The organism is Paracoccus versutus (assembly GCF_000763885.1).
GTDB classification, from domain to species: Bacteria; Pseudomonadota; Alphaproteobacteria; order Rhodobacterales; family Rhodobacteraceae; genus Paracoccus; species Paracoccus versutus.
This window is the reverse complement of the sequence record NZ_JRKO01000001.1, coordinates 55,809-73,307: the sequence shown is the minus strand read 5'-3', so window position 1 is coordinate 73,307 and position 17,499 is coordinate 55,809. Positions and strand designations below refer to the sequence as shown.

General features: G+C 65.3%; 16 protein-coding genes. 6 read left to right on the top strand and 10 right to left on the bottom strand.

What is annotated here, in order from left to right; genetic code table 11:
• Nucleotides 1-131: 131 nt before the first annotated feature.
• From IT40_RS00345 to IT40_RS00330, 4 genes are all read right to left on the bottom strand, one after another.
• Nucleotides 132-1,067 (bottom strand): DUF2493 domain-containing protein, encoded by a 936-nt coding sequence (locus IT40_RS00345; RefSeq protein WP_012092619.1) that lies wholly within the window; start codon nt 1,065-1,067, stop codon nt 132-134.
• Nucleotides 1,068-1,405: 338 nt separating this feature from the next.
• Nucleotides 1,406-2,449: a DUF7146 domain-containing protein gene (locus IT40_RS00340; protein WP_036749060.1), complete on the bottom strand. Its 1,044-nt coding sequence runs from the start codon at nt 2,447-2,449 to the stop codon at nt 1,406-1,408.
• Nucleotides 2,449-6,804: a strawberry notch-like NTP hydrolase domain-containing protein gene (locus IT40_RS00335; RefSeq protein WP_012092617.1), complete on the bottom strand. Its 4,356-nt coding sequence runs from the start codon at nt 6,802-6,804 to the stop codon at nt 2,449-2,451. The genes IT40_RS00340 and IT40_RS00335 overlap by 1 nt, the downstream gene beginning before the upstream one ends.
• 158 nt (nt 6,805-6,962) lie before the next feature.
• The gene (locus tag IT40_RS00330) at nt 6,963-7,385 is read right to left on the bottom strand and encodes an antirestriction protein (protein WP_012092616.1); all 423 of its coding nucleotides are present in this window, start codon (nt 7,383-7,385) and stop codon (nt 6,963-6,965) included.
• A 161-nt stretch (nt 7,386-7,546) separates the two neighbouring features.
• Here IT40_RS00330 and IT40_RS00325 point away from each other — a divergent pair, with 161 nt between their 5' ends.
• Both IT40_RS00325 and IT40_RS00320 read left to right on the top strand, forming a co-directional pair.
• The gene (locus tag IT40_RS00325; protein WP_028034381.1) at nt 7,547-7,804 is read left to right on the top strand and encodes a type II toxin-antitoxin system Phd/YefM family antitoxin; all 258 of its coding nucleotides are present in this window, start codon (nt 7,547-7,549) and stop codon (nt 7,802-7,804) included.
• Nucleotides 7,801-8,184, top strand: coding sequence for a type II toxin-antitoxin system VapC family toxin (locus IT40_RS00320; protein ID WP_012092614.1), 384 nt, complete (start codon nt 7,801-7,803; stop codon nt 8,182-8,184). Before IT40_RS00325 ends, IT40_RS00320 begins: the two co-directional genes overlap by 4 nt.
• 17 nt (nt 8,185-8,201) lie before the next feature.
• Here the strand turns inward: IT40_RS00320 and IT40_RS00315 are convergent, their stop codons facing one another.
• From IT40_RS00315 to IT40_RS00290, 6 genes are all read right to left on the bottom strand, one after another.
• Nucleotides 8,202-8,846: a hypothetical protein gene (locus IT40_RS00315; protein WP_012092613.1), complete on the bottom strand. Its 645-nt coding sequence runs from the start codon at nt 8,844-8,846 to the stop codon at nt 8,202-8,204.
• On the bottom strand, nt 8,839-9,255 hold the full coding sequence (locus tag IT40_RS00310) for a hypothetical protein (protein WP_012092612.1): 417 nt from the start codon (nt 9,253-9,255) through the stop codon (nt 8,839-8,841). Before IT40_RS00310 ends, IT40_RS00315 begins: the two co-directional genes overlap by 8 nt.
• 66 nt (nt 9,256-9,321) lie before the next feature.
• On the bottom strand, nt 9,322-9,879 hold the full coding sequence (locus tag IT40_RS00305) for a hypothetical protein (protein WP_012092611.1): 558 nt from the start codon (nt 9,877-9,879) through the stop codon (nt 9,322-9,324).
• 131 nt (nt 9,880-10,010) lie between these two features.
• Nucleotides 10,011-10,379: a thermonuclease family protein gene (locus IT40_RS00300; RefSeq protein ID WP_012092610.1), complete on the bottom strand. Its 369-nt coding sequence runs from the start codon at nt 10,377-10,379 to the stop codon at nt 10,011-10,013.
• Nucleotides 10,380-10,418: 39 nt separating this feature from the next.
• Nucleotides 10,419-10,799: a DUF6915 family protein gene (locus IT40_RS00295; RefSeq protein ID WP_012092609.1), complete on the bottom strand. Its 381-nt coding sequence runs from the start codon at nt 10,797-10,799 to the stop codon at nt 10,419-10,421.
• A 10-nt stretch (nt 10,800-10,809) separates the two neighbouring features.
• On the bottom strand, nt 10,810-11,298 hold the full coding sequence (locus IT40_RS00290; protein ID WP_012092608.1) for a DUF6878 family protein: 489 nt from the start codon (nt 11,296-11,298) through the stop codon (nt 10,810-10,812).
• A 441-nt stretch (nt 11,299-11,739) separates the two neighbouring features.
• Here IT40_RS00290 and IT40_RS00280 point away from each other — a divergent pair, with 441 nt between their 5' ends.
• From IT40_RS00280 to IT40_RS00265, 4 genes are read left to right on the top strand one after another with little or no spacing between them, the layout of a single operon-like run.
• Nucleotides 11,740-13,179: a tyrosine-type recombinase/integrase gene (locus IT40_RS00280; RefSeq protein WP_012092607.1), complete on the top strand. Its 1,440-nt coding sequence runs from the start codon at nt 11,740-11,742 to the stop codon at nt 13,177-13,179.
• On the top strand, nt 13,179-14,987 hold the full coding sequence (locus IT40_RS00275) for a hypothetical protein (protein ID WP_036749055.1): 1,809 nt from the start codon (nt 13,179-13,181) through the stop codon (nt 14,985-14,987). The genes IT40_RS00280 and IT40_RS00275 overlap by 1 nt, the downstream gene beginning before the upstream one ends.
• Nucleotides 14,984-17,128, top strand: a complete 2,145-nt coding sequence (locus IT40_RS29830; protein WP_015647726.1) for a hypothetical protein — start codon at nt 14,984-14,986, stop codon at nt 17,126-17,128. Before IT40_RS00275 ends, IT40_RS29830 begins: the two co-directional genes overlap by 4 nt.
• On the top strand, nt 17,125-17,499 hold the full coding sequence (locus IT40_RS00265; protein WP_012092604.1) for a hypothetical protein: 375 nt from the start codon (nt 17,125-17,127) through the stop codon (nt 17,497-17,499). Before IT40_RS29830 ends, IT40_RS00265 begins: the two co-directional genes overlap by 4 nt.

Here is a 17,499-nt window from a genome sequence, read left to right as displayed (position 1 = left end):
CGACAGGCTGCCGGGAGATGCGCTCCGCCTGCGACTATGCTGCTTCGCCGGTTCTGCAAGGATGTTCCATCAAAGGCGCGGCCTTGCATCTTGTCAAGTATCGGCGGCCGAAAGCCGCCAGGCGGCGGCGCTTACGCGCCGCCGTCGAACTTCATGACCGGGATGCCGAGCTTGCGGGCCTTGTCGGCGAGATTCTCCTGAATCCCGGTGCCGGGGAAGACGAGGACGCCGACCGGCAGCACGTCCAGCATGGCATCGTTTCGCTTGAACGGCGCCGCCTTGGCGTGCTTGGTCCAGTCGGGCCGGAAGGCGACCTGGGGCACCTTGCGGTGATCTGCCCAACGGGAAGCGATCAGTTCGGCTCCCTTCGGCGACCCGCCGTGCAGCAGCACCATCTCGGGGTGCTTGGCATGGACCTGATCGAGCTTCGCCCAGATCAGGCGGTGATCGTTGAAGTCCGCGCCGCCAGTCACGGCAACCTTCGGGCCGGCGGGCAGCATCACCTCGGTCTCGGCCCGGCGCTTCGCGGCAAGGAAGTCGCGGCTGTCGATCATCGCGGCGGTCAGGTTGCGATGGTTGACCATCGAGCCGCTGCGCGGCCGCCAGGCACTGCCGGTGTGGTGCTCGAAAGCCTCGGCCGCGAGGTCGCGGAAGAGTTCCATGCTGGCGCGCCGTTCGATCAGGGTCTGCCCCTCGGCCGTGAGGCGTTCGAGTTCGACCGACTTGACCTCGCTGCCGTCCTGTTCCCGCTGAAGCCGGCGCTGCGCCTGCTCGTTGTCGTCGAGATCGCGCTCCACCCGGCCGGTGGCGCGGTGGAAGAGATTGACGGTCCCCCAGAGCAGCTCTTCGAGGTCGGGCTCTAAGCGGGTGTCGCCGAGCGTCGCGACGAGGGCGTCGAAGATGTCGGTGACGGCGGCGGCGACGGTGTTGCCCTCGGGCAGCGGCCTCGGATCGGGTTCGTCCTGGAACGGGCGCCAGCCGTAGAGCTGGAGTTCGGTGAGGGTGTGATCGGTCTGGGAGGAGGTGTGGACCGGCTCGTCGCCTGCGGAATAGGTTTCGTTCGTCATCGGGAGCGTCCTTCGTCTGGAGACCGCGCCCATCGCGGCCTTCGCAGGCGTCGAAGCGCACGGGCGGGACGGGTTGGCAGCCCTCGCCCGCTCCGCGAGGGCCTTGATGGCCGGGGGTGGGCTATTTTGACTTTCGCGATGCAAAGGCGGGGTTCGTCCCCGCCGGCGGAAAATAGTCCAAACCCGGCCATTGCCTGCCCGGCCCGTTTGTGCGCCGATCGCCCTCTCCGAAGGCCGTGGGCGCGGGACTCTCCGACGATGGATGCACCTGCCGATGGCGAAAGACTGAAACCGGCAGAGGATGACGCTGGGCCGCGCCTCCGGGACCGATCACGACCTCACCTCTCCATGAACCGGCGGACGTCTTCAGGATGAAGCTGATCCTTCAGACGCGCCCGGAGGGCATCGGCGCCGTGGCGTCGCAGATCATCGTTGAAATCGCCGTTGAGCGGCGTGAGCGACATCGCCTCGATCCCGAGGCTCTCTGCTCTGGCGGCCAGGCCGTCTCTTGCACCGTCCCCGGCCGGGTCGCGATCCCTGACGACATAGAGCCGGCGCAGCGACGGCGGGAACAGGATGGCAGCGAGGTGAGCGGCCGAAAGCGCCGCCAGCATCGGCATGCGGGGCAGAACCTGACGGGGCGACAGCACGGTCTCGATGCCCTCGCCGGCGGCGAGAACCTCAGCGGCGGTTCCGAAGCGGACAGCGTGCCCGAGAAGGACGCCCATCGCCCGCCGCGGTGTTTCGACAGCCGCCTTGCCGGAACCGTCCGGGGCGAGCCAGGTGCGATGCGCGCCGGTCTGCTGGCCCGCAAGATCGGTGACGGCGGCAACGAGTGCCGGCCGGATCTCGGTGGGTGAAGACTCGTCGGGTCTATAGTAGCACCTCGGATGGTAGCGCAGCGCGGTGGTGTCCGAGAGGGAGGTGATCGCCCGCCCGTTGAGGTAGATCGCCGCAAGGGTGCCGTGGATCGGCTGCGCCATGGCGAAGAGGCGGCGCGACGCTTCAGGCGAACCGGGCACGCTGCTGGATGTGCTGCCGGTCGGCGTCCTCGTCTTCTCCGGTTCAGGATGCGGGAGGGCAAGGAAACGGCGCGCTTCCTCGGCCACGTCCTTGAAGTCGACAAGGCCAAGCGCCTCGCGGATGACGTCGAGCAGATCGCCATGCTCCCCGGTGGCCATGTCGGTCCATTTCCCCGCCGCGCCCTTGCCGGAACCCGGGCCGGTCAGGCGCACGAACATCGAGCGGCCAGGAGTGTTCTGCACATCGCCGACCAGCCAATATCGCCCGGCGCGGTGGCCGGACGAGAGATAGTGGCGGCAGACCGCCTCGGCCTCTCGGCCGAGACGGGTCGCCAGTTCGAAGGCGTCGTGACGCGGCATCAGGCTGCCTCCCGTTCACCGATGCGCTCGACCGGCCAGCGGTCGAAGAGCTTGGCCAGCACGGCGGGTCCGCTGGCATCGACTGGCACGAACATGCGCAGCTTCCAGGAGATGATCTCGTGGAAGAGGCCGTATGCCGTGAGACGCTGGCGCATGGTGTCGGTGAAGCCGGAAAGCTCGATGCGGTTCACCCCCATGACGCGGACCCGGCGAAGCTGGAGGCCCTCGGAGAGATCGAGGATCGTCCGGCCTTCCATCAGCGCCGCGAAAGCATCCTTCGGCGTGACCTTCGCGATGCCGGTCGTGGTCGCGTTCGCGGCCCAGGCCGGGGAGACCTTGCGGCCGATGATGCGCTCGCCCGCGTCAGACTGGAGGCGATAGACGCGGGTGGACTCGTTCGGCAGCCGTTTCCAGATCGGCAGCAGCAAGCCCGTCACCATATGCAGGGTGCTGTCTGCGAACTCCGGCACCTCCGCAAGTTCCGCATTCCAGGCCGCAGCGAATGCGTCCCGGTCGGCCTCGACCCAATGGGTCTCGCCCATCATCCTGATGGGGATATTGTGTGCTTCCATCGGCCGGATCAGCCTGACGCGGCGCTCGATCTCGCCATCGTCCAGCATGACGCTGGTGGTGGGGATTTGCACCGCCGCGCGGCCTGAGCGCCCGTTGATCAGGAGCTTCGCGCGCGGATCGTCGAGTTCCGCTAGGGCGGCATCGAGCATGACGGGCCGGTTGCGCTTGCGTTCGGTGATCGTCAGCAGGCTGGTCTCGGCCCCGGTGCGGGGATGGGTGTAGATCACCTGACGGTCGGTGACGGTGAAGCTCTCGGCGCGCAGCGTCTCCAGCCCAGCGTCATAGATGCCGGACGCGATGGCGCCCTCGATCCGCGCGGTCAGAAGCTGCTCGAAAGCGCTGAAGAGAACGCCCTGAAGCTCGACGGTCAGCGCCAGCAGCCGGTTCAAGAAAGTCGTGATGGCGGGCAGCTCGTCCTTGATGCCGTTCGCGTCCATCAGTTTCAACCCGGTGGCGGATTCGAAGCGTTCGAGCGAACATCCCTCGACCTTGCCGCGCACCAGCAGGAGATAGAGCTGGCGCAGCGCGTCGCGGGCGTAGGGACTTTCCAGATTGTCCTCGGGCCGGAACAGGCCCTGGCCGCCGGTCTGGCGCTGGCCGCGCGTGATCGCGCCCAAAGTGTCGAGGCGGCGGGCAATCGTGCTGAGGAAGCGCTTCTCGGCTTTCACATTGGTCGAGATCGGCCGGAACAGCGGCGGCTGCGCCTGATTGGTGCGATGCGTCCGGCCAAGGCCCTGGATGGCGGCGTCCGCCTTCCAGCCGGCTTCGAGCAGGTAATGGACGCGCAGCCGGGTGTTCTTCGCTGACAGTTCGGCGTGATAGCTGCGCCCGGTGCCGCCGGCATCGGAGAACACCAGCACCCGCTTCTGATCGTCCATGAAGGCTTGCGTCTCGGCCAGGTTGGCCGAACCGGCGCGACTTTCCACGACGAGCCGGTCGATGGTAACGCCGCCGCCGCGCTTGCGGACGATACGACGCGAGCGGCCCGTGACCTCCGCCACCGTGTCGGTGCCGAAATGCTGGATGATCTGGTCGAGCGCGCCGGGAACCGGCGGCAAGCTGGCGAGGTTGGCGATCATCTCGTCGCGCCGGGCCGCGGCCTCGCGGCTCTCGACCGGCTGGCCATCACGATAGACCGGGCGCGACGACAGGTTGCCCTCCGAATCCGTGAACGGCTCATAAAGCTGCACCGGGAAGGAATGAGCGAGGTAGTCTAGGACATACTCGCGCGGCGACAGGTCCATTTTCAGATCGCCCCATTCCTCGGTGGGGATCTCTGCCAGCCGCCGTTCCATCAGCGCCTCGCCGGTCGAGACGATCTGGATGACGGAAGAATGTCCCGCTTCCAGATCGGCCGTGATGGACCGGATCAGCGTCGGGGTTTTCATCGACGTCAACAGGTGCCCGAAGAACCTCTGCTTGGCGCTCTCAAAGGCCGAGCGGGCGGCGGACTTGGCCTGCCGGTTCAGCGTGCCGGACCCGCCCTCGCCGCCGGTGATGTTGGCGGCCTGCATCGCCGCATCGAGATTGTTATGGATGATGGCGAAGGCATCGGCATAGCTGTCGTAGATGCGGACCTGTTCAGGGGTCAGTTCGTGGTCGAGCAACTCGTATTCCACGCCTTTGAAGGACAGCGAGCGGGCGGTGTAGAGGCCAAGCGCCCGCAGGTCGCGCGCCAGCACCTCCATCGCCGCGACGCCGCCGGCCTCGATCGCCTCGACGAACTCCGCCCTGGTCGAGAATGGGAAATCCTCGCCGCCCCAGAGACCGAGCCGCTGCGCATAGGCGAGATTGTGGACGGTGGTGGCGCCGGTGGCCGAGACATAGACCACGCGGGCCTGCGGCAGGGCGTGCTGGAGGCGCAGCCCGGCACGGCCCTGCTGGCTGGCGGCGACATCGCCGCGTTCTCCCTTGCCTCCTGCGGCATTGGCCATTGCGTGCGCCTCGTCGAAAATCACCACTCCATCGAAGTCGGAACCCAACCATTCGACGATCTGCCTGACCCTGGAAATCCTTTCTCCGCGGTCGTCGGAGCGCAGCGTGGCATAGGTTAGAAATAGGATGCCTTCGTTCAGGGTGATCTTTGCGCCTTGCGGGAATCGCGACAGCGGCGTGACCAGCAGCCGCTCCATGCCAAGCGCCGACCAGTCGCGCTGCGCATCCTCCAGCAGCTTGTCGGACTTCGAGATCCAGACCGCCTTGCGCCGCCCCTGCATCCAGTTGTCGAGGATGATCGCTGCGGATTCCCGGCCCTTGCCGACGCCGGTGCCATCGCCGACCATGAACCCTTGGCGGAAGCGGACGGCGCCCTTGGCGTCCTCCGGCGTGGCAGCAAGATTGTCGAGCGTGTCGTCCACCGTCCAAGCCCCGGCGAGGAATCCCATATGGGCCTCGCCGGCATAGATCACCGTCTCCAACTGCGCCTCGGACAGCCTGCCGAGAATGTCTTTGGGCAGCACCGGACGATAGCTCGGCTTCGGCGGCGCGATGCTCGCCATCGAGGCCGACTGCACGAGCTGGGTCGGATGCGCCTGCGCCCCGGCGATGCGGATGGTCTGAAGACCGTATTCCTCGTAGATCGCGTCGGAGAGGCGGCCGCCCTCGGCCGGTTCCCAATCCACGATCTCGTAGGCGACCGGCACGGCCTCCGGTTCCGCAAGGGGCGCGTCGGGCGCGGATCGCGCGGCGCGGTTGACATAGCCGCGCACGGTGCGCGGCGCGGTCGGTCGTGCCACCGGCACGGCCAGGCCGGGATCGACGGGAAGCCTGGCCGGAAGTTGCTCCGCCAGCCAGCCCATCAGGGTGGCAACATCCGACGCCACACCGGGCGCTGCCGGGAACACCGCCGGGTCTTCGGCGGGCAGCTTGTCGATGACGGTCAGCCGCGTGTCGATGGTGGTGCCGTGCTTGGCATAGACCGATCCATCGATGACGGCCGAGAAGACCACGCGGCCGCGCTCCTGCAGCCGTTTCCAGTTAGCCGTCCAGGCCGGATTGTCGGGGGCGAAGCTCGCGCCGGTGATGGTGACGAGCCGCCCGCCGGGCGCAAGGCGCGCCAGCGTCGAGGCGACATGGCGGAAGGCGGCATCAGCCACGCGGCCCTCGACATGGGCCATGACCGAGAACGGCGGGTTCATCAGCACCACTGTCGGGATCAGGCCGGGATCGAGATGATCGTCGATCTGGGCGGCGTCGAAGCGGGTGATGGACAGGGCCGGAAAGAGGGAGGAAAGCAGGCCGGCGCGGACCTCGGCCAGTTCGTTGACGAGCAGCGCACCGCCGGCGATCTCGGCCAGGATGGCGAGGAGCCCGGTGCCGGCCGAGGGCTCCAGCACGCGGTCGGCGTGCGTGATCGCCGCCGCCGTCACCGCAGCGAAGCCGAGAGGGATCGGGGTGGAGAACTGCTGGAAGGTCTGCGCTTCCTCGGAACGCCGGGTGTGGGTCGGCAGGAGCCCGGCAATTTTCGTAAGCTGCGGCAGGATTGCCGACGGAGACCCGGCTTTGCGGAAAAGTGCATTGCCGTATTTGCGCAGGAAGAGGACGGTCGCCGCCTCGCAGGCATCATAGGCGGTCTTCCAGTCCCAAGCGCCGGCGGCATCGGACGTGCCGAAGGCGGCCTCCATGGCGCCGCGCAGCGTGGCGGCGTCGACACGCTGACCGCGTTCCAGATGCGGCAGCAGCAGACCGGCAGCGGTGAAAACGCAGGCCGCGGTCTCAGCGTCATGGTCGAACGGAAGCGGCGCGGTGGCGGATGCCGCCGCGGATGCGGAAATCATGTTCATCGGGGATTCCTCGGGAGAGCAAGTCAGGATCAAGCCGGGCAGCGCTCTCTCTCGACCGCACCGGCTCAAACCCCTTCCGGCCCATCTCTCGCTCTGAAGCCGTGGCGAAAGCAGGCATGAAACAAGCGCCCGACCGTCAGGCTGGGCGCTTGTGGGTTTCAGTCGATGGCCTGGAAAATCGCCGCCGCCTCCGCGTGATCGGCGGCATGCTCGTAGAGGCGACCATAGCCCTCGGCGAGTTCGTCGTCATCGTAGCGGAAGGAAAGATGCGAGAAGGCGAAGAGCGTGGCGATGATCCCGGCGGCATCGCTTGAGACCTCGCCCTCGAAGCCGTTGCCTTCGCAGAACAGGCGGCAACGGGGCTTTGAGGTCGGCGCGAGATAGAGCGGCTGGCCGGCGCGTTCGTAGAAATCCCAGAGCCCGCCGCCGTAATCGCCGGGGCTGAGTATCTCCATGAAGCGAAAGACGGTATGCTCGCCGATGATGAGCAGGCGCCGGCCAAAAAGGCGCGGCAGGAAGTCCATGCGGCGCTCGTCGGGGACGCGGATTGCGGATTGGGAAGCAAGTTCGGGCAAAGCCATGATCGGTCTCCGAGAGGGAAAGGGGCACCTGCCGGACGACCCTCTCTCAACCCGTCCGGGGGCACCTGTTCCCGGCCCTCCTTTCGCTCTGGGGGCTTGAAGTGGACCATTATCTGGACCATCTTGTGCAGAATAGCGGAGAACATCTGGAGTGATATGCGATGAGGGTTTCTGTCACCGAGGCGAAGGGGCAGCTCACCGAACTGGTGAAGCGGGCCGAAGCCGGCGACGAGGTGATCCTGACGCGGCGGGGCCACGAGGTCGCCCGCCTCGTGCCGGTTGCCGTGGTGGCGACCCCGAAAGGCCGGCGCGCGCTGATGGAGCGGGTCCGGGCCACGGCGCGGGGCAAGGCATTGCCCGGCGCGGCTGCCGCGCGCAGCCAGGATTTCCTCTACGGGGATGACGGGATGCCGGCATGATCGCCGTCGATACCTCGGCGCTGATGGCCATCGTGCTGGACGAGCCGCAGGCCGAGACCTGCATGGTGGCGATCGAGGCGGCAGACGGCCTGCTGATCTCGGCCGGAACAGTGGCCGAGGCGCTGATCGTCGCCGGGCGGCGCAATGTCGGTGAAGAGATCGCCGCCCTGGTCGAGGGCCTTGGGTTCGAGGTGGTCTCCGTCACTGAAGCCTCGGCACGCAGGATCGCCGAAGCCTATGCCCGCTGGGGCAAGGGCGTTCATCCCGCCGGACTCAACTACGGGGATTGCTTCGCCTATGAGGTCGCCAGCGAACGCGGCTGCCCGTTGCTCTTCGTCGGCGACGACTTCTCACGGACGGACCTGCTGTCGGTTCTGTGAGGCAGCGCAGAAGGGTTTCAGCCGAAGCGCTTTCCATCAACTGTGAAGCTGTATTCGTTGGCAACGATGGCCTCATCGACCGCCTCATCCGAAGTCAGGTAGTCGTATTCGCGCTCAAGCTGGCGATAAAGCCAACGGGCGAGATCGCGCAATGCCTCCATGACGGTCTCCTCGGCATCGGCGGTCATGTCCTGCCAGGTCGGGCTGTCGCGGGTGACCGAGATCGCCATGCAGTATTCGTGATAGTATCGCCCCCGATGGGTCGCCTCGGCGGTCAACTGGTAGAAGTTGCGGCGTTGCGCCTGGTGCAGGGCATCCGCGATGCGGTGCAGCTCCACATCCTTCGGCGCATAGGTACGGATTTCCGCCGCCGTGCCTTTGCGATAGGAATAGTGGCCTTCGAACGCGGCGCCATCGCCCTGCGACCAGAAACCCGTAAACCAGATGCAAGGCTCTTGTCGCACGCCGCCGCCCATGAGGCGGACGGTGCGGCTCTTGATGCGGATGCCGAGGATGTCCGCGATCCGCCGGAAATCCTCATAGACGGCATCGTACCAATCGTAGTCGAAGCCGCCCTCGCGATACCAGGCGCGGGCATTGTCTTTCGCGGCTTCGGAAAGCTCGTCGAGCCGATAGACCGTGGTTTCGATGACGTCAGGCATTGGGGTCGCCCCCGTCCAGAACGGTGGAAAGCCAACCGTCGGTGTAGATCCAGTCCACCGTCTCGCCGGTGGCGAGGTCGAGGACATGCGCGCCGCCCCCGAACCCGTCGATTCTCGGACGTGAGCAGGTATTGGCGTATTGCATCCCCCATAGCCCGGTCAGGCCGAACGCGGCGGCACAGCGTTTGACGAACTGGATGACATGCTCGGGATCGCCGGTGCCGTCATCGCGCATCCAGAGCTGGGTGCCGCCATGTTCGGGCTGGATCGAAAGCATGAAGCCGTCCGAGGGCGGATCTTCGGCGGCGTTTTCGCGCGCCAGCGCGTTGTAGAGATCAAGCGCGCGGGCGGCGTTCTCGGGGCTGCCCACGTCGAGCAGGCAGGAGAAATGGGTGAAGTAGTCGGCCATGTCAGGCTCCTGAAACGAGAAGGCCCGGCGCGGGGCCGGGCCTAGTGGATGGAAAGGGGCGACAGGTCAGGCAGCTTGTGGCAGCCGCAGCAGATCGGCAGTCGTCTCGCGCCAGAAGGGATCGACCAGCCGCGCCTCGAGCAGGCTGGCGCGGTGGCGGAGATCACGAGCCGATACCGCATCGCCGCGCCCGGATGCCGTGAAGGCCATGCCCCGCAGACGGCTGGCCTCCGTGACGGTGCGGCGAGCCTCGGCGTCGGAGGCGACCGGATGCTGCCAGAGCACGATCCCGGCCCGGACCTCACCGGCAAGGACAAGGCCCAGTTCGTTGTCCTGAATGACCATGACGCGGGGGCGAAAGCGCAGCGCATCGCCCTGTCCAACGCGGAAATCACCGCGCGCAACGCGCTGGCTGGCGATGATCAACGCCTCTTCGGGGGATTGGCACTGGCCGATGACGAGCGTGCGCTCGAAGCCGCCGACGTCATCGCTTTCGTCATCGCTGGCGATACCGATGCAGGAGATGCGCAGCGGCAGCTTCTGGGCATGACGCAGCCGGGGCAGGATCTGTCGCGCGACAATTTCGCCGATCGAGGCGAAAGTGGTGTGGTGGGAAAGGCTCATGGGGAATGCTCCGCGACGGACGGCGGAAGCCCCTCTCCCGCCTCACAATCCGTCACGGCCAACCGGCCCGCACTCTTACTCTCCCGTCCCGACGGTGGATCGTCCCGCACCTCGGCGGGACGATCCGGCGATCAGCACCAGGGCTCACGCCGCCCGGCCCAGGTTCTCGCCAGCCCTTCATCGACGAGAATATCGCCGACATCGCGGCCTTCGACGCGTATCGCCGCCAGGGTCCGGCCATAGCGGTCGGTCCCCTGACGCAGGATTTCGACCCGCCGACCTTGCAGGATTTCCGCCAGCCTGATCTTCGCTTGCCGGGCAAGGTCGGTTTCATGGATGCAGCGGCCCTCCATTTCGGGAGCGTCGATGTTGAATATCCGAACAGCTTCGGACTGCTGTCCCATACCCAGCCGGATCGAGTCACCGTCCCAGACGCGGATTTCCGCCGGTTCGCAGGAAGCCGTGCAGAGCAGGACGGAGATGACGATATGGCTGAGCATGGCAAGAGGCTTTCATAAGGGGGAGGCTGACGCGACTGCTCAGACTTCTTCCTGAAGTCGGCCATTGACGCAATGCGGATCGACCTCCGCCTCGATCCGCTGCGTCCGCCCCATCCAAGGCGCCGGGTGGATTGCCCGCGCCCAATCGGCGAAGGACGGGATACGGCCCAGATCCTCGCGGACATGCTGCTCCCCGACCCATCGGGCCGGGATCACCCTGCCGGTGGACAGGGTGATCGTCGCCCCGAAAATGGTCTCGGCCATGAAGATGCCCTCGGCATGGTGGCGAAGCGCGCGATGACGAAAATCGGCCAGGATCTCCTTGCTGGCATCGAACCAGCTATGGATGGGCAAGTAATCCTCGACCGTGCCGCCCCATTTCTTCACCGACGAGAGCGCATGATGATAGGGATGTGCCATTTCCACCCCCTCAGAACTCGTGACTGTAGAATTCGGTGGCGGTGTAGCGCTCGTTGTAGTCGAGCGTGATGGTGCGCGCCGCCACATCGAAGCTGAACTCGCCATAGGCGCCATCATTGTTCTCCCAGCCGCCATGGGTTTCCGAGAGGAAGTCATAGGCGAGCTGTTCGATGGCCGCCTCAACGCCCATTGAGATTGCGGTCACCTTGTCGGTTCCCCATGCCACCGTGGCAATGGTGATCTCGCCCTGCGGCAGGTCCACGGTCCGGTCGTCCGATTGCGCGGTGATGTCCTCGATCTGGCCGCTGTCGCCAGAACCGTCGAAGGTGACGGTCACGAGAGTGATGCCTGCGGCGGCCAGCGCATCGAACAGCGCCGTCTTGTTGTCGGGACGGACCGCTTCAGCGCGACGGTTGCGCTCATCGCGCTCGGCGAAGAAGCGCGCGACGCTGGCGGCCATGTCGAATTCCGGCGTGGCTGGTTTGTCGGTATCGGTCATTGGATGATCCTCCAGGAGAGCGGGATGATATGGCCCGGCGGCGCTCTCCTCTCCTTCCGCCAGGCTCGCCCCGATCCCGGCCCAACTCTCCCTTTCCAGAGCCGAGGCGAGGCCTCGGCACCGCCGCTGGCGATGCGCAGCCTGCGCATGGCACAAGGCCCGGCTGCGCCTGACGCGGGCCGGGCCGTCGGGCGGAGGCGCTTTCGCGCCTCAGCCGAAGGGATCGAGTTCGAGCTTCACCATCTCTTCGTCGCCGTCGAACTCGTCGGCGGGCATGGCGCCGTTATCCTGACTCTGTGTTCTGTCTTACCGCTGTGACGTTCGCAGCACACGATCAACGTTGACGACATTCCCCTTCGCTTGAGGTGAGGCGATGCGATTTTCCCGCCGGGACGGGCTCGAGCCCGTCCCGGCGGGAAAATCGCGGCCGAGGAGAACAGGATGCCCCAGCTCTTCTTCACGGATCTTTCGACGCTGCGGCAGTCTGTTACGGTTGATGGCGTCGTCCACAGGCTGTCGGTGGATGAAGTCGCAGCCGCCGAGAAGCTGAACCTCGTGGACGGCATGCCGTTCATTCTTGGCGATGACGACAGCTACGATCACGACCTGAACCGGTTCTTTCGAGCTTGCCCCACGTTGGGGGTTCGTTCGCCCAACAGCTTGCGCGCCTATGGTTGGGATATCCTGATCTGGATGCGCTTTCTTGCCGAGCGCCGAGACAACAGAGCCCTCTGGGCGGCTGATCGGCACGATGTCGCAGCCTTCCATGCGGCGCGACGTCTGGCGCTTCCTCCGGCGCGCATCTCGGCCGCGAGCTGGAACCGGTCGGTAGCAGCGCTCGACAAGCTTTACCGATGGGCTCTTGAAGAGGGAATGATCGCCAAATCGCCTTTCACCTATCGGCAATCATGGCGACGGACGAACGGCGGCGGGGCCATAGCGGTCGCTGCCAATGTTGCCACCGAGCGCGGCGCACGGACACGCGATATCCGGTTCCTTTCCCTGGATCGGTATCTCCTGTTTCGCGAGATCGGCTTGCGTGGTCGTCTTCCAGACGGGAGCGAGGATCCCACCTGGCAGGGCCGCAACAGCGAGCGCAATGCGTTGTTCGCCGAATTGCTCGTCACGACGGGCCTGCGGCTCCAGGAAGCGGCAAGTCTGCTCTGGATCGAGTTCCCGAGGACGGAGCCGGTCGGTGCATTGAGGAGCCGATCTTTCCGACTGGCGCCGGCCATTGCCAAGGGTAGCAAGGGGCGCGAGATCCGCTTGCCCGAGCGCGTGCTGAAGCGTCTGCATGAATACGCGGCGTTGGAACGGACCAATGTCCTCATGCGCCTTTCGCAACCGCGCAATAGGTCAATCGAACATCCGATCCGTGTCGTCAGCCACGATCGGGGAAGGCTCCTTCTGGAAAAGGACACAGTTCGAGCCAGTGTCGACGTGCTGGCGCCGCGCGAACGCAGCCGCTTGGTATGGGCGGAAACATCCGAACCATTGTGTCTTTGGCTGGCGGAAGGGGCGCGGCCCATGCCCCCGGCCGCTTGGGAGGTGGTCTTCCGGAGGGCAAGCGTACGGTGCAGGCGGTTCGGGATCGACCTCGACGTCACTCCGCACATGATGCGCCACACCTTTGCGGTTCATATGCTGTCGCTGCTCGTGCGTGAACAGATCGGATGGGTACTCGACGAACGCCGATCCCATATCGGCGCGGCGTACCGCCGCTTGATTGGCGATCCTCTTCTGAAGTTGCAGCGTTTGCTGGGCCATAGCCGCATCGAAAGCACTCACATCTACCTGGATTGCATGGAAGAAAGCCAGGAAATGATCGACGCTGCGGTCGAGGCCTGGGAACTGCGCGTTAATGCTGGTGGACCCCTGTGATGAAACGCGGTCGTCGTGCCACCTTCCCAGTTGGAATCGAATTGTTCGACACTCAAGAGGAAAATCCGCAAAATCCGCTCGTCTTCGTCCTTCGGACGGAAGATGCCAGGAGGATCGACGTCAATCTGTCTTCCTGGCCGCTGACGGCGCTGACCCATGAGGTTGCGCCATTCCTGCAGGAGTATCTCCACCGGATGGGGCCGGCACCACTCTGGAAAACCGCAGGCACCTTTATCCGCCGTCTGCGGCGGTTCTGGCTGTTCCTGGAAGGGGCGTCGGTAAAACCTCGTCGTCTCGACGACTTAACTCCGGCGGTAATCAATGCCTATGAGGACTGGCTGGAGCAGAACGGCGGCGAGCGACCCAATCAGCGCAATGTGCTCGGTGCTCTGATCGGGGTGCTGCGCGTCGCCGCCGAGCTCAATCCTGAAAGGCTTCCGCCCGAAACACTGTTGCGCCTGAAATACATCGGTCACGGCGAGCACGGCGTCTCAAAGCCGCGCGATGCCTACAGTGGGAGGATTGCCTCGACGTTGCTGCAGGCAGCGATGCGCCAGATCATCGAGGCTCGCGACCGGATAGCGACGGGCGAGGCTCTGCCTCCCCCACTTCTGGATGTAGGCCGTGATCCAGAATTGCGCCGTCGCTATGACCTAGTGGTCGAACAGATTGTGACGGCGGGAGTAGTCGCCGGGGAAGGCGCGCTGTTCGACAATCTGCGCTACCACGCTCATAGATGCGGGCTCGAGCCGCCTCCGGTCGAGGAACTGCATGCCGGCTTCCATCTGACCCGGTACGATGTCGTCGGCTTCCTCGTCTGGCTGTCCTTGACGACCGGCATGGAGATCGAAGCGCTGCGTGGGCTTGAGGCTGACTGCTTGCGCAATCCCAACCGGGGTTATGTCGAGATCGAGTATCGAAAGCGGCGCGCGCATCATGCCCAGTGGAAGCGCTTGCGTGTCCGCGATGGCGGACGGGAGACGCCCGGAGCCGTCCTGCGGCTGGCGATCAAGCTGACGGAAAAGGCTCGGCAGCACACTGGATCGAGCAAGCTCTGGATCACCTGGAAGCCGGGGCGCCTGTCGTCGCCGAAAAAGCTGGGGACCTGCGTGGCCGCGTTTGTCGAGAAGTACGGAATCGTCGATGACGCCGGAAAATCGCTGGCGCTCAATCTCTCCAGGCTGCGCAAGACCCAGAAGGCTGACTGGTATAAGCGGACCGGAGGGCAGTTGGAGAACTTTGCCGTCGGCCACACGGTAGCGGTGGCGGCCAACCATTATGCCGACATCCCCGCCCTTCGGCATCTGCATGAGCAGACGATAGTCGAGGCACTGACCGACGCGATGGCGCCGGCTCTGCGACCTTGGATCGTTGTGCCCGCGGATGAAGCCCGGCTGCGAACCTCAGCCGACGCGACCGGGCTGCCGGTGCCGTCGGAAAAGATCGGCCCGCTCCTGGACGGAGAGCAGGATCTTTGGCTGGCGGCGTGCAGCAACTTCCGCGTCAGCCCTTTCGGTCGGGAAGGCGAAGCCTGTCCGACGCAGTTCTGGGGGTGCCTGGAATGCTCCAACGCGGTCATTACCGCACGGAAACTACCGGCGCTGATCGCGTTCCAGGCGTTCATGGACGAGTTGCGGGAGGCGTTGCCTTCTGGCGACTGGAACGAGAAATTCGATCGGCCATACCGCAGGATCACGGAGCAAATTCTGCCGATGTTCCCGTCCTCCGTCGTCGGAGGCGCACGGGTTGAGGCGGCAGAATCCTCGGCGCGGTTGCTCTATCTTCCGCCGGAGGCTTACGGCTCATGACCACTACCTCTCCTTTGAACGATGAGCGTGCCGTCTCACGCCTCAGGGTCGATGACGACATCGTTTTGGCTTCGATGCCTCTCAGGGATGGTACCGACCGAGCGGCGCTCTCGCGGTTCGGCGATGATGTCTGGGATATGGCGCCGGCGATGTTCAACATGGCCAGAAAGGCCTTTCGAACGGTCGACTTCGGCGTGATCCCCTGCGCGGCAGAGCGGTTGCTTGCGAAGGAATACATCTATGCCTGGATGAATGAACGGCGCGCCGACGGTGAGCCGCGGTTGCGGCCAGTCTCCGGCCATACTGCGCTTGCGACGCTGCGCCGGTTCCTGGACTTCGTGCGCTCGCGGATCGGCAAGCTCGATCTGGCAAACGTCGATCAGGATTTGATCGATGCATACGCGACCCATCACCGGGCGCGGCCGATCACGCCGGGGCGCGTGGGTGTGTGCCTCAGGCCCATCGTCCAGCTTCATCGCCTGGCGCCCTATCTGACGTGCGGTGGCATCACCTTCACCCCGTGGCGCGGCCGACCGGTCTATCGGGCAACCGGCCAGGGAACGCGCTGTTCGGAAAACCGGACCGCGCGCATCCCGGAGCCGGTCATCGGCGCAATGCTGCGATGGGCCTTGAAATATGTCGAGCACCTCTGCGACGACATCTTCACTGCCCGGGCTGAAGCCGATGCACTGAACAGCCGGTTCGCAGCACGCTCGCGCGCCCGCCACACGCGGCCCGCGGTAATGCTGGCCTCCTGGATCGACAAGCGTCGCGAGGAAGGAAGAGGCATTCCTGTCTGGGAAAGACCTCTTTCGATCGGGGGGCTGACCGGCAGATTGTCGCGGGGCGGCAGGTTTGATGGCGAGGTCATCAATCTGAAGCTCCTGACGATGCAATGCGGGCTGCATCTCACCACCGTCCACAAAGATCCGGCCCTGTTGTCGATGGTTCATGATGCTGTCGACGAGCTTGGGTTCGAGGTGGGCGGGATGGACACGCCGATCTCCCCGGATCCCGACACGGGGCGACCGTGGCGGGAGCGCTTCGATGCCATCAGCCTGGCGCGGGAAGAACGGCACCTGCAGACGGCCGCCTATATCGTGTGTTGCTATCTGACGGGCATGCGCGACGGTGAGGTGCAGTCGCTGCGATCCGGCTGCCTGAAACGGAATCTCGACCGGGACGGGCGAACAGAAAGGCTGGCGATCGAGGGCGTGACCTGGAAGGATCGCGGCGCTCGCGGCGAACAGGTCGAATGGATCACCATCGAGGCCGCCGTCCAGGCGATCCGGGTTGCCGAGCGTCTTTCGGAACGATTCCGCCGGAATGCGGGGACAGAGCGGCTATGGCTTGCCCTTGACGACCGCGAGACGAACAATGCCGAGACGCCGATACTCATCGCCAAGAAGATCAACCAATTCCGAGAACATCTCGATGAGCGATATGGCGCGGACGATAGTCCTGTGATCCCCCGAGTGGGAGAAGACGTCTGGCGCTTCAACACCCGTCAGTTCAGGCGAACGCTGGCCTGGTACATCGCGAACCGGCCCTTCGGGGTTGTCGCCGGCAAAATCCAGTACAAGCACGCCTCCGTGGCCATGTTCAACGGCTATGCCGGCTCGTCCGCATCCGGCTTCAGGCAGGAGGTCGAACAGGAACTGGCGCTCGGACAACTCGACGACATCATCGACTACTTCGAAAACCATCGACGCGGTCACGGTCCAGGCGGACCCGCCGGTAAGCGCGTCGGCGTGGAACTGGAGCGGGTCGGCCGCGAACTCGGCCCGCTTCCGGGGCAACTGGCCGATCGCAAGCGCCTGAAGGCGATGCTGGCGCATCTGGCGCGCACGCTGCATGTCGGATATCTGAACGACTGCTTCTTCGACCCATTGACGGCGCTCTGCCTGCGGGAGTCTGAGAAACCTTCAGCCTCGGTGCCGGTCCTGTCGCGATGCGCGCCCGACCGATGTCCCAACGCCTGCCTCGTCGAGCGACATCTCCCGCCATGGGAAGCCTCCATTGCACAGGCGGAGGATCTTCTCGCCGACAAGCGTCTCTCCCCGCTGCAACGCGAAGCGCTGCGCCTGGACAACGACAGAAAACGCAGGCTCATCGCGCCGTTGAAGGAACGCACATCATGAAGCCGGTCAGTGCAGCCACGGAACAGGCGCTTCGTGAGGCGATGGCGCGCCTCCTTTATGGGTGCCCCCGCGTGGCTGATGGCAGGCTGACGGTTGTGAATCTGGCCATCGAGGCAGGTGTCAGTCGCGCGACCGCGAACCGCGCTTCCGAGGTGCTGGAAGCCTTCCGCCATGCAGTTGCCGAGTCGAGAGCCCGGCGCAACGCGACGGATCGGCCGGCGGGGACGGCCCGGGCCGAACAGGAGCGGCGCGCCGTCGAAACCGTGCTCGCCCAGCATCGTCAAGTCCGCGCGCTGTGCCAGCTTATGGAACGGCGGCGCGATAACCGCACCGCCGACGTCATACCGATCATCGGCAGGAAACGCCCTTGA

What these genes read in the sequence shown, in the direction of transcription:
- IT40_RS00265 (WP_012092604.1), top strand. Translation starts at nt 17,125, where the DNA reads ATGAAGCCGGTCAGTGCAGCCACGGAACAGGCGCTTCGTGAGGCGATG.
- IT40_RS00295 (WP_012092609.1), bottom strand. Translation starts at nt 10,799, where the DNA reads ATGGCACATCCCTATCATCATGCGCTCTCGTCGGTGAAGAAATGGGGC.
- IT40_RS00310 (WP_012092612.1), bottom strand. Translation starts at nt 9,255, where the DNA reads ATGGCCGACTACTTCACCCATTTCTCCTGCCTGCTCGACGTGGGCAGC.
- IT40_RS00335 (WP_012092617.1), bottom strand. Translation starts at nt 6,804, where the DNA reads ATGAACATGATTTCCGCATCCGCGGCGGCATCCGCCACCGCGCCGCTT.
- IT40_RS00305 (WP_012092611.1), bottom strand. Translation starts at nt 9,879, where the DNA reads ATGAGCCTTTCCCACCACACCACTTTCGCCTCGATCGGCGAAATTGTC.
- IT40_RS00320 (WP_012092614.1), top strand. Translation starts at nt 7,801, where the DNA reads ATGATCGCCGTCGATACCTCGGCGCTGATGGCCATCGTGCTGGACGAG.
- IT40_RS00290 (WP_012092608.1), bottom strand. Translation starts at nt 11,298, where the DNA reads ATGACCGATACCGACAAACCAGCCACGCCGGAATTCGACATGGCCGCC.
- IT40_RS29830 (WP_015647726.1), top strand. Translation starts at nt 14,984, where the DNA reads ATGACCACTACCTCTCCTTTGAACGATGAGCGTGCCGTCTCACGCCTC.
- IT40_RS00340 (WP_036749060.1), bottom strand. Translation starts at nt 2,449, where the DNA reads ATGCCGCGTCACGACGCCTTCGAACTGGCGACCCGTCTCGGCCGAGAG.
- IT40_RS00275 (WP_036749055.1), top strand. Translation starts at nt 13,179, where the DNA reads ATGAAACGCGGTCGTCGTGCCACCTTCCCAGTTGGAATCGAATTGTTC.
- IT40_RS00315 (WP_012092613.1), bottom strand. Translation starts at nt 8,846, where the DNA reads ATGCCTGACGTCATCGAAACCACGGTCTATCGGCTCGACGAGCTTTCC.
- IT40_RS00280 (WP_012092607.1), top strand. Translation starts at nt 11,740, where the DNA reads ATGCCCCAGCTCTTCTTCACGGATCTTTCGACGCTGCGGCAGTCTGTT.
- IT40_RS00325 (WP_028034381.1), top strand. Translation starts at nt 7,547, where the DNA reads ATGAGGGTTTCTGTCACCGAGGCGAAGGGGCAGCTCACCGAACTGGTG.
- IT40_RS00330 (WP_012092616.1), bottom strand. Translation starts at nt 7,385, where the DNA reads ATGGCTTTGCCCGAACTTGCTTCCCAATCCGCAATCCGCGTCCCCGAC.
- IT40_RS00300 (WP_012092610.1), bottom strand. Translation starts at nt 10,379, where the DNA reads ATGCTCAGCCATATCGTCATCTCCGTCCTGCTCTGCACGGCTTCCTGC.
- IT40_RS00345 (WP_012092619.1), bottom strand. Translation starts at nt 1,067, where the DNA reads ATGACGAACGAAACCTATTCCGCAGGCGACGAGCCGGTCCACACCTCC.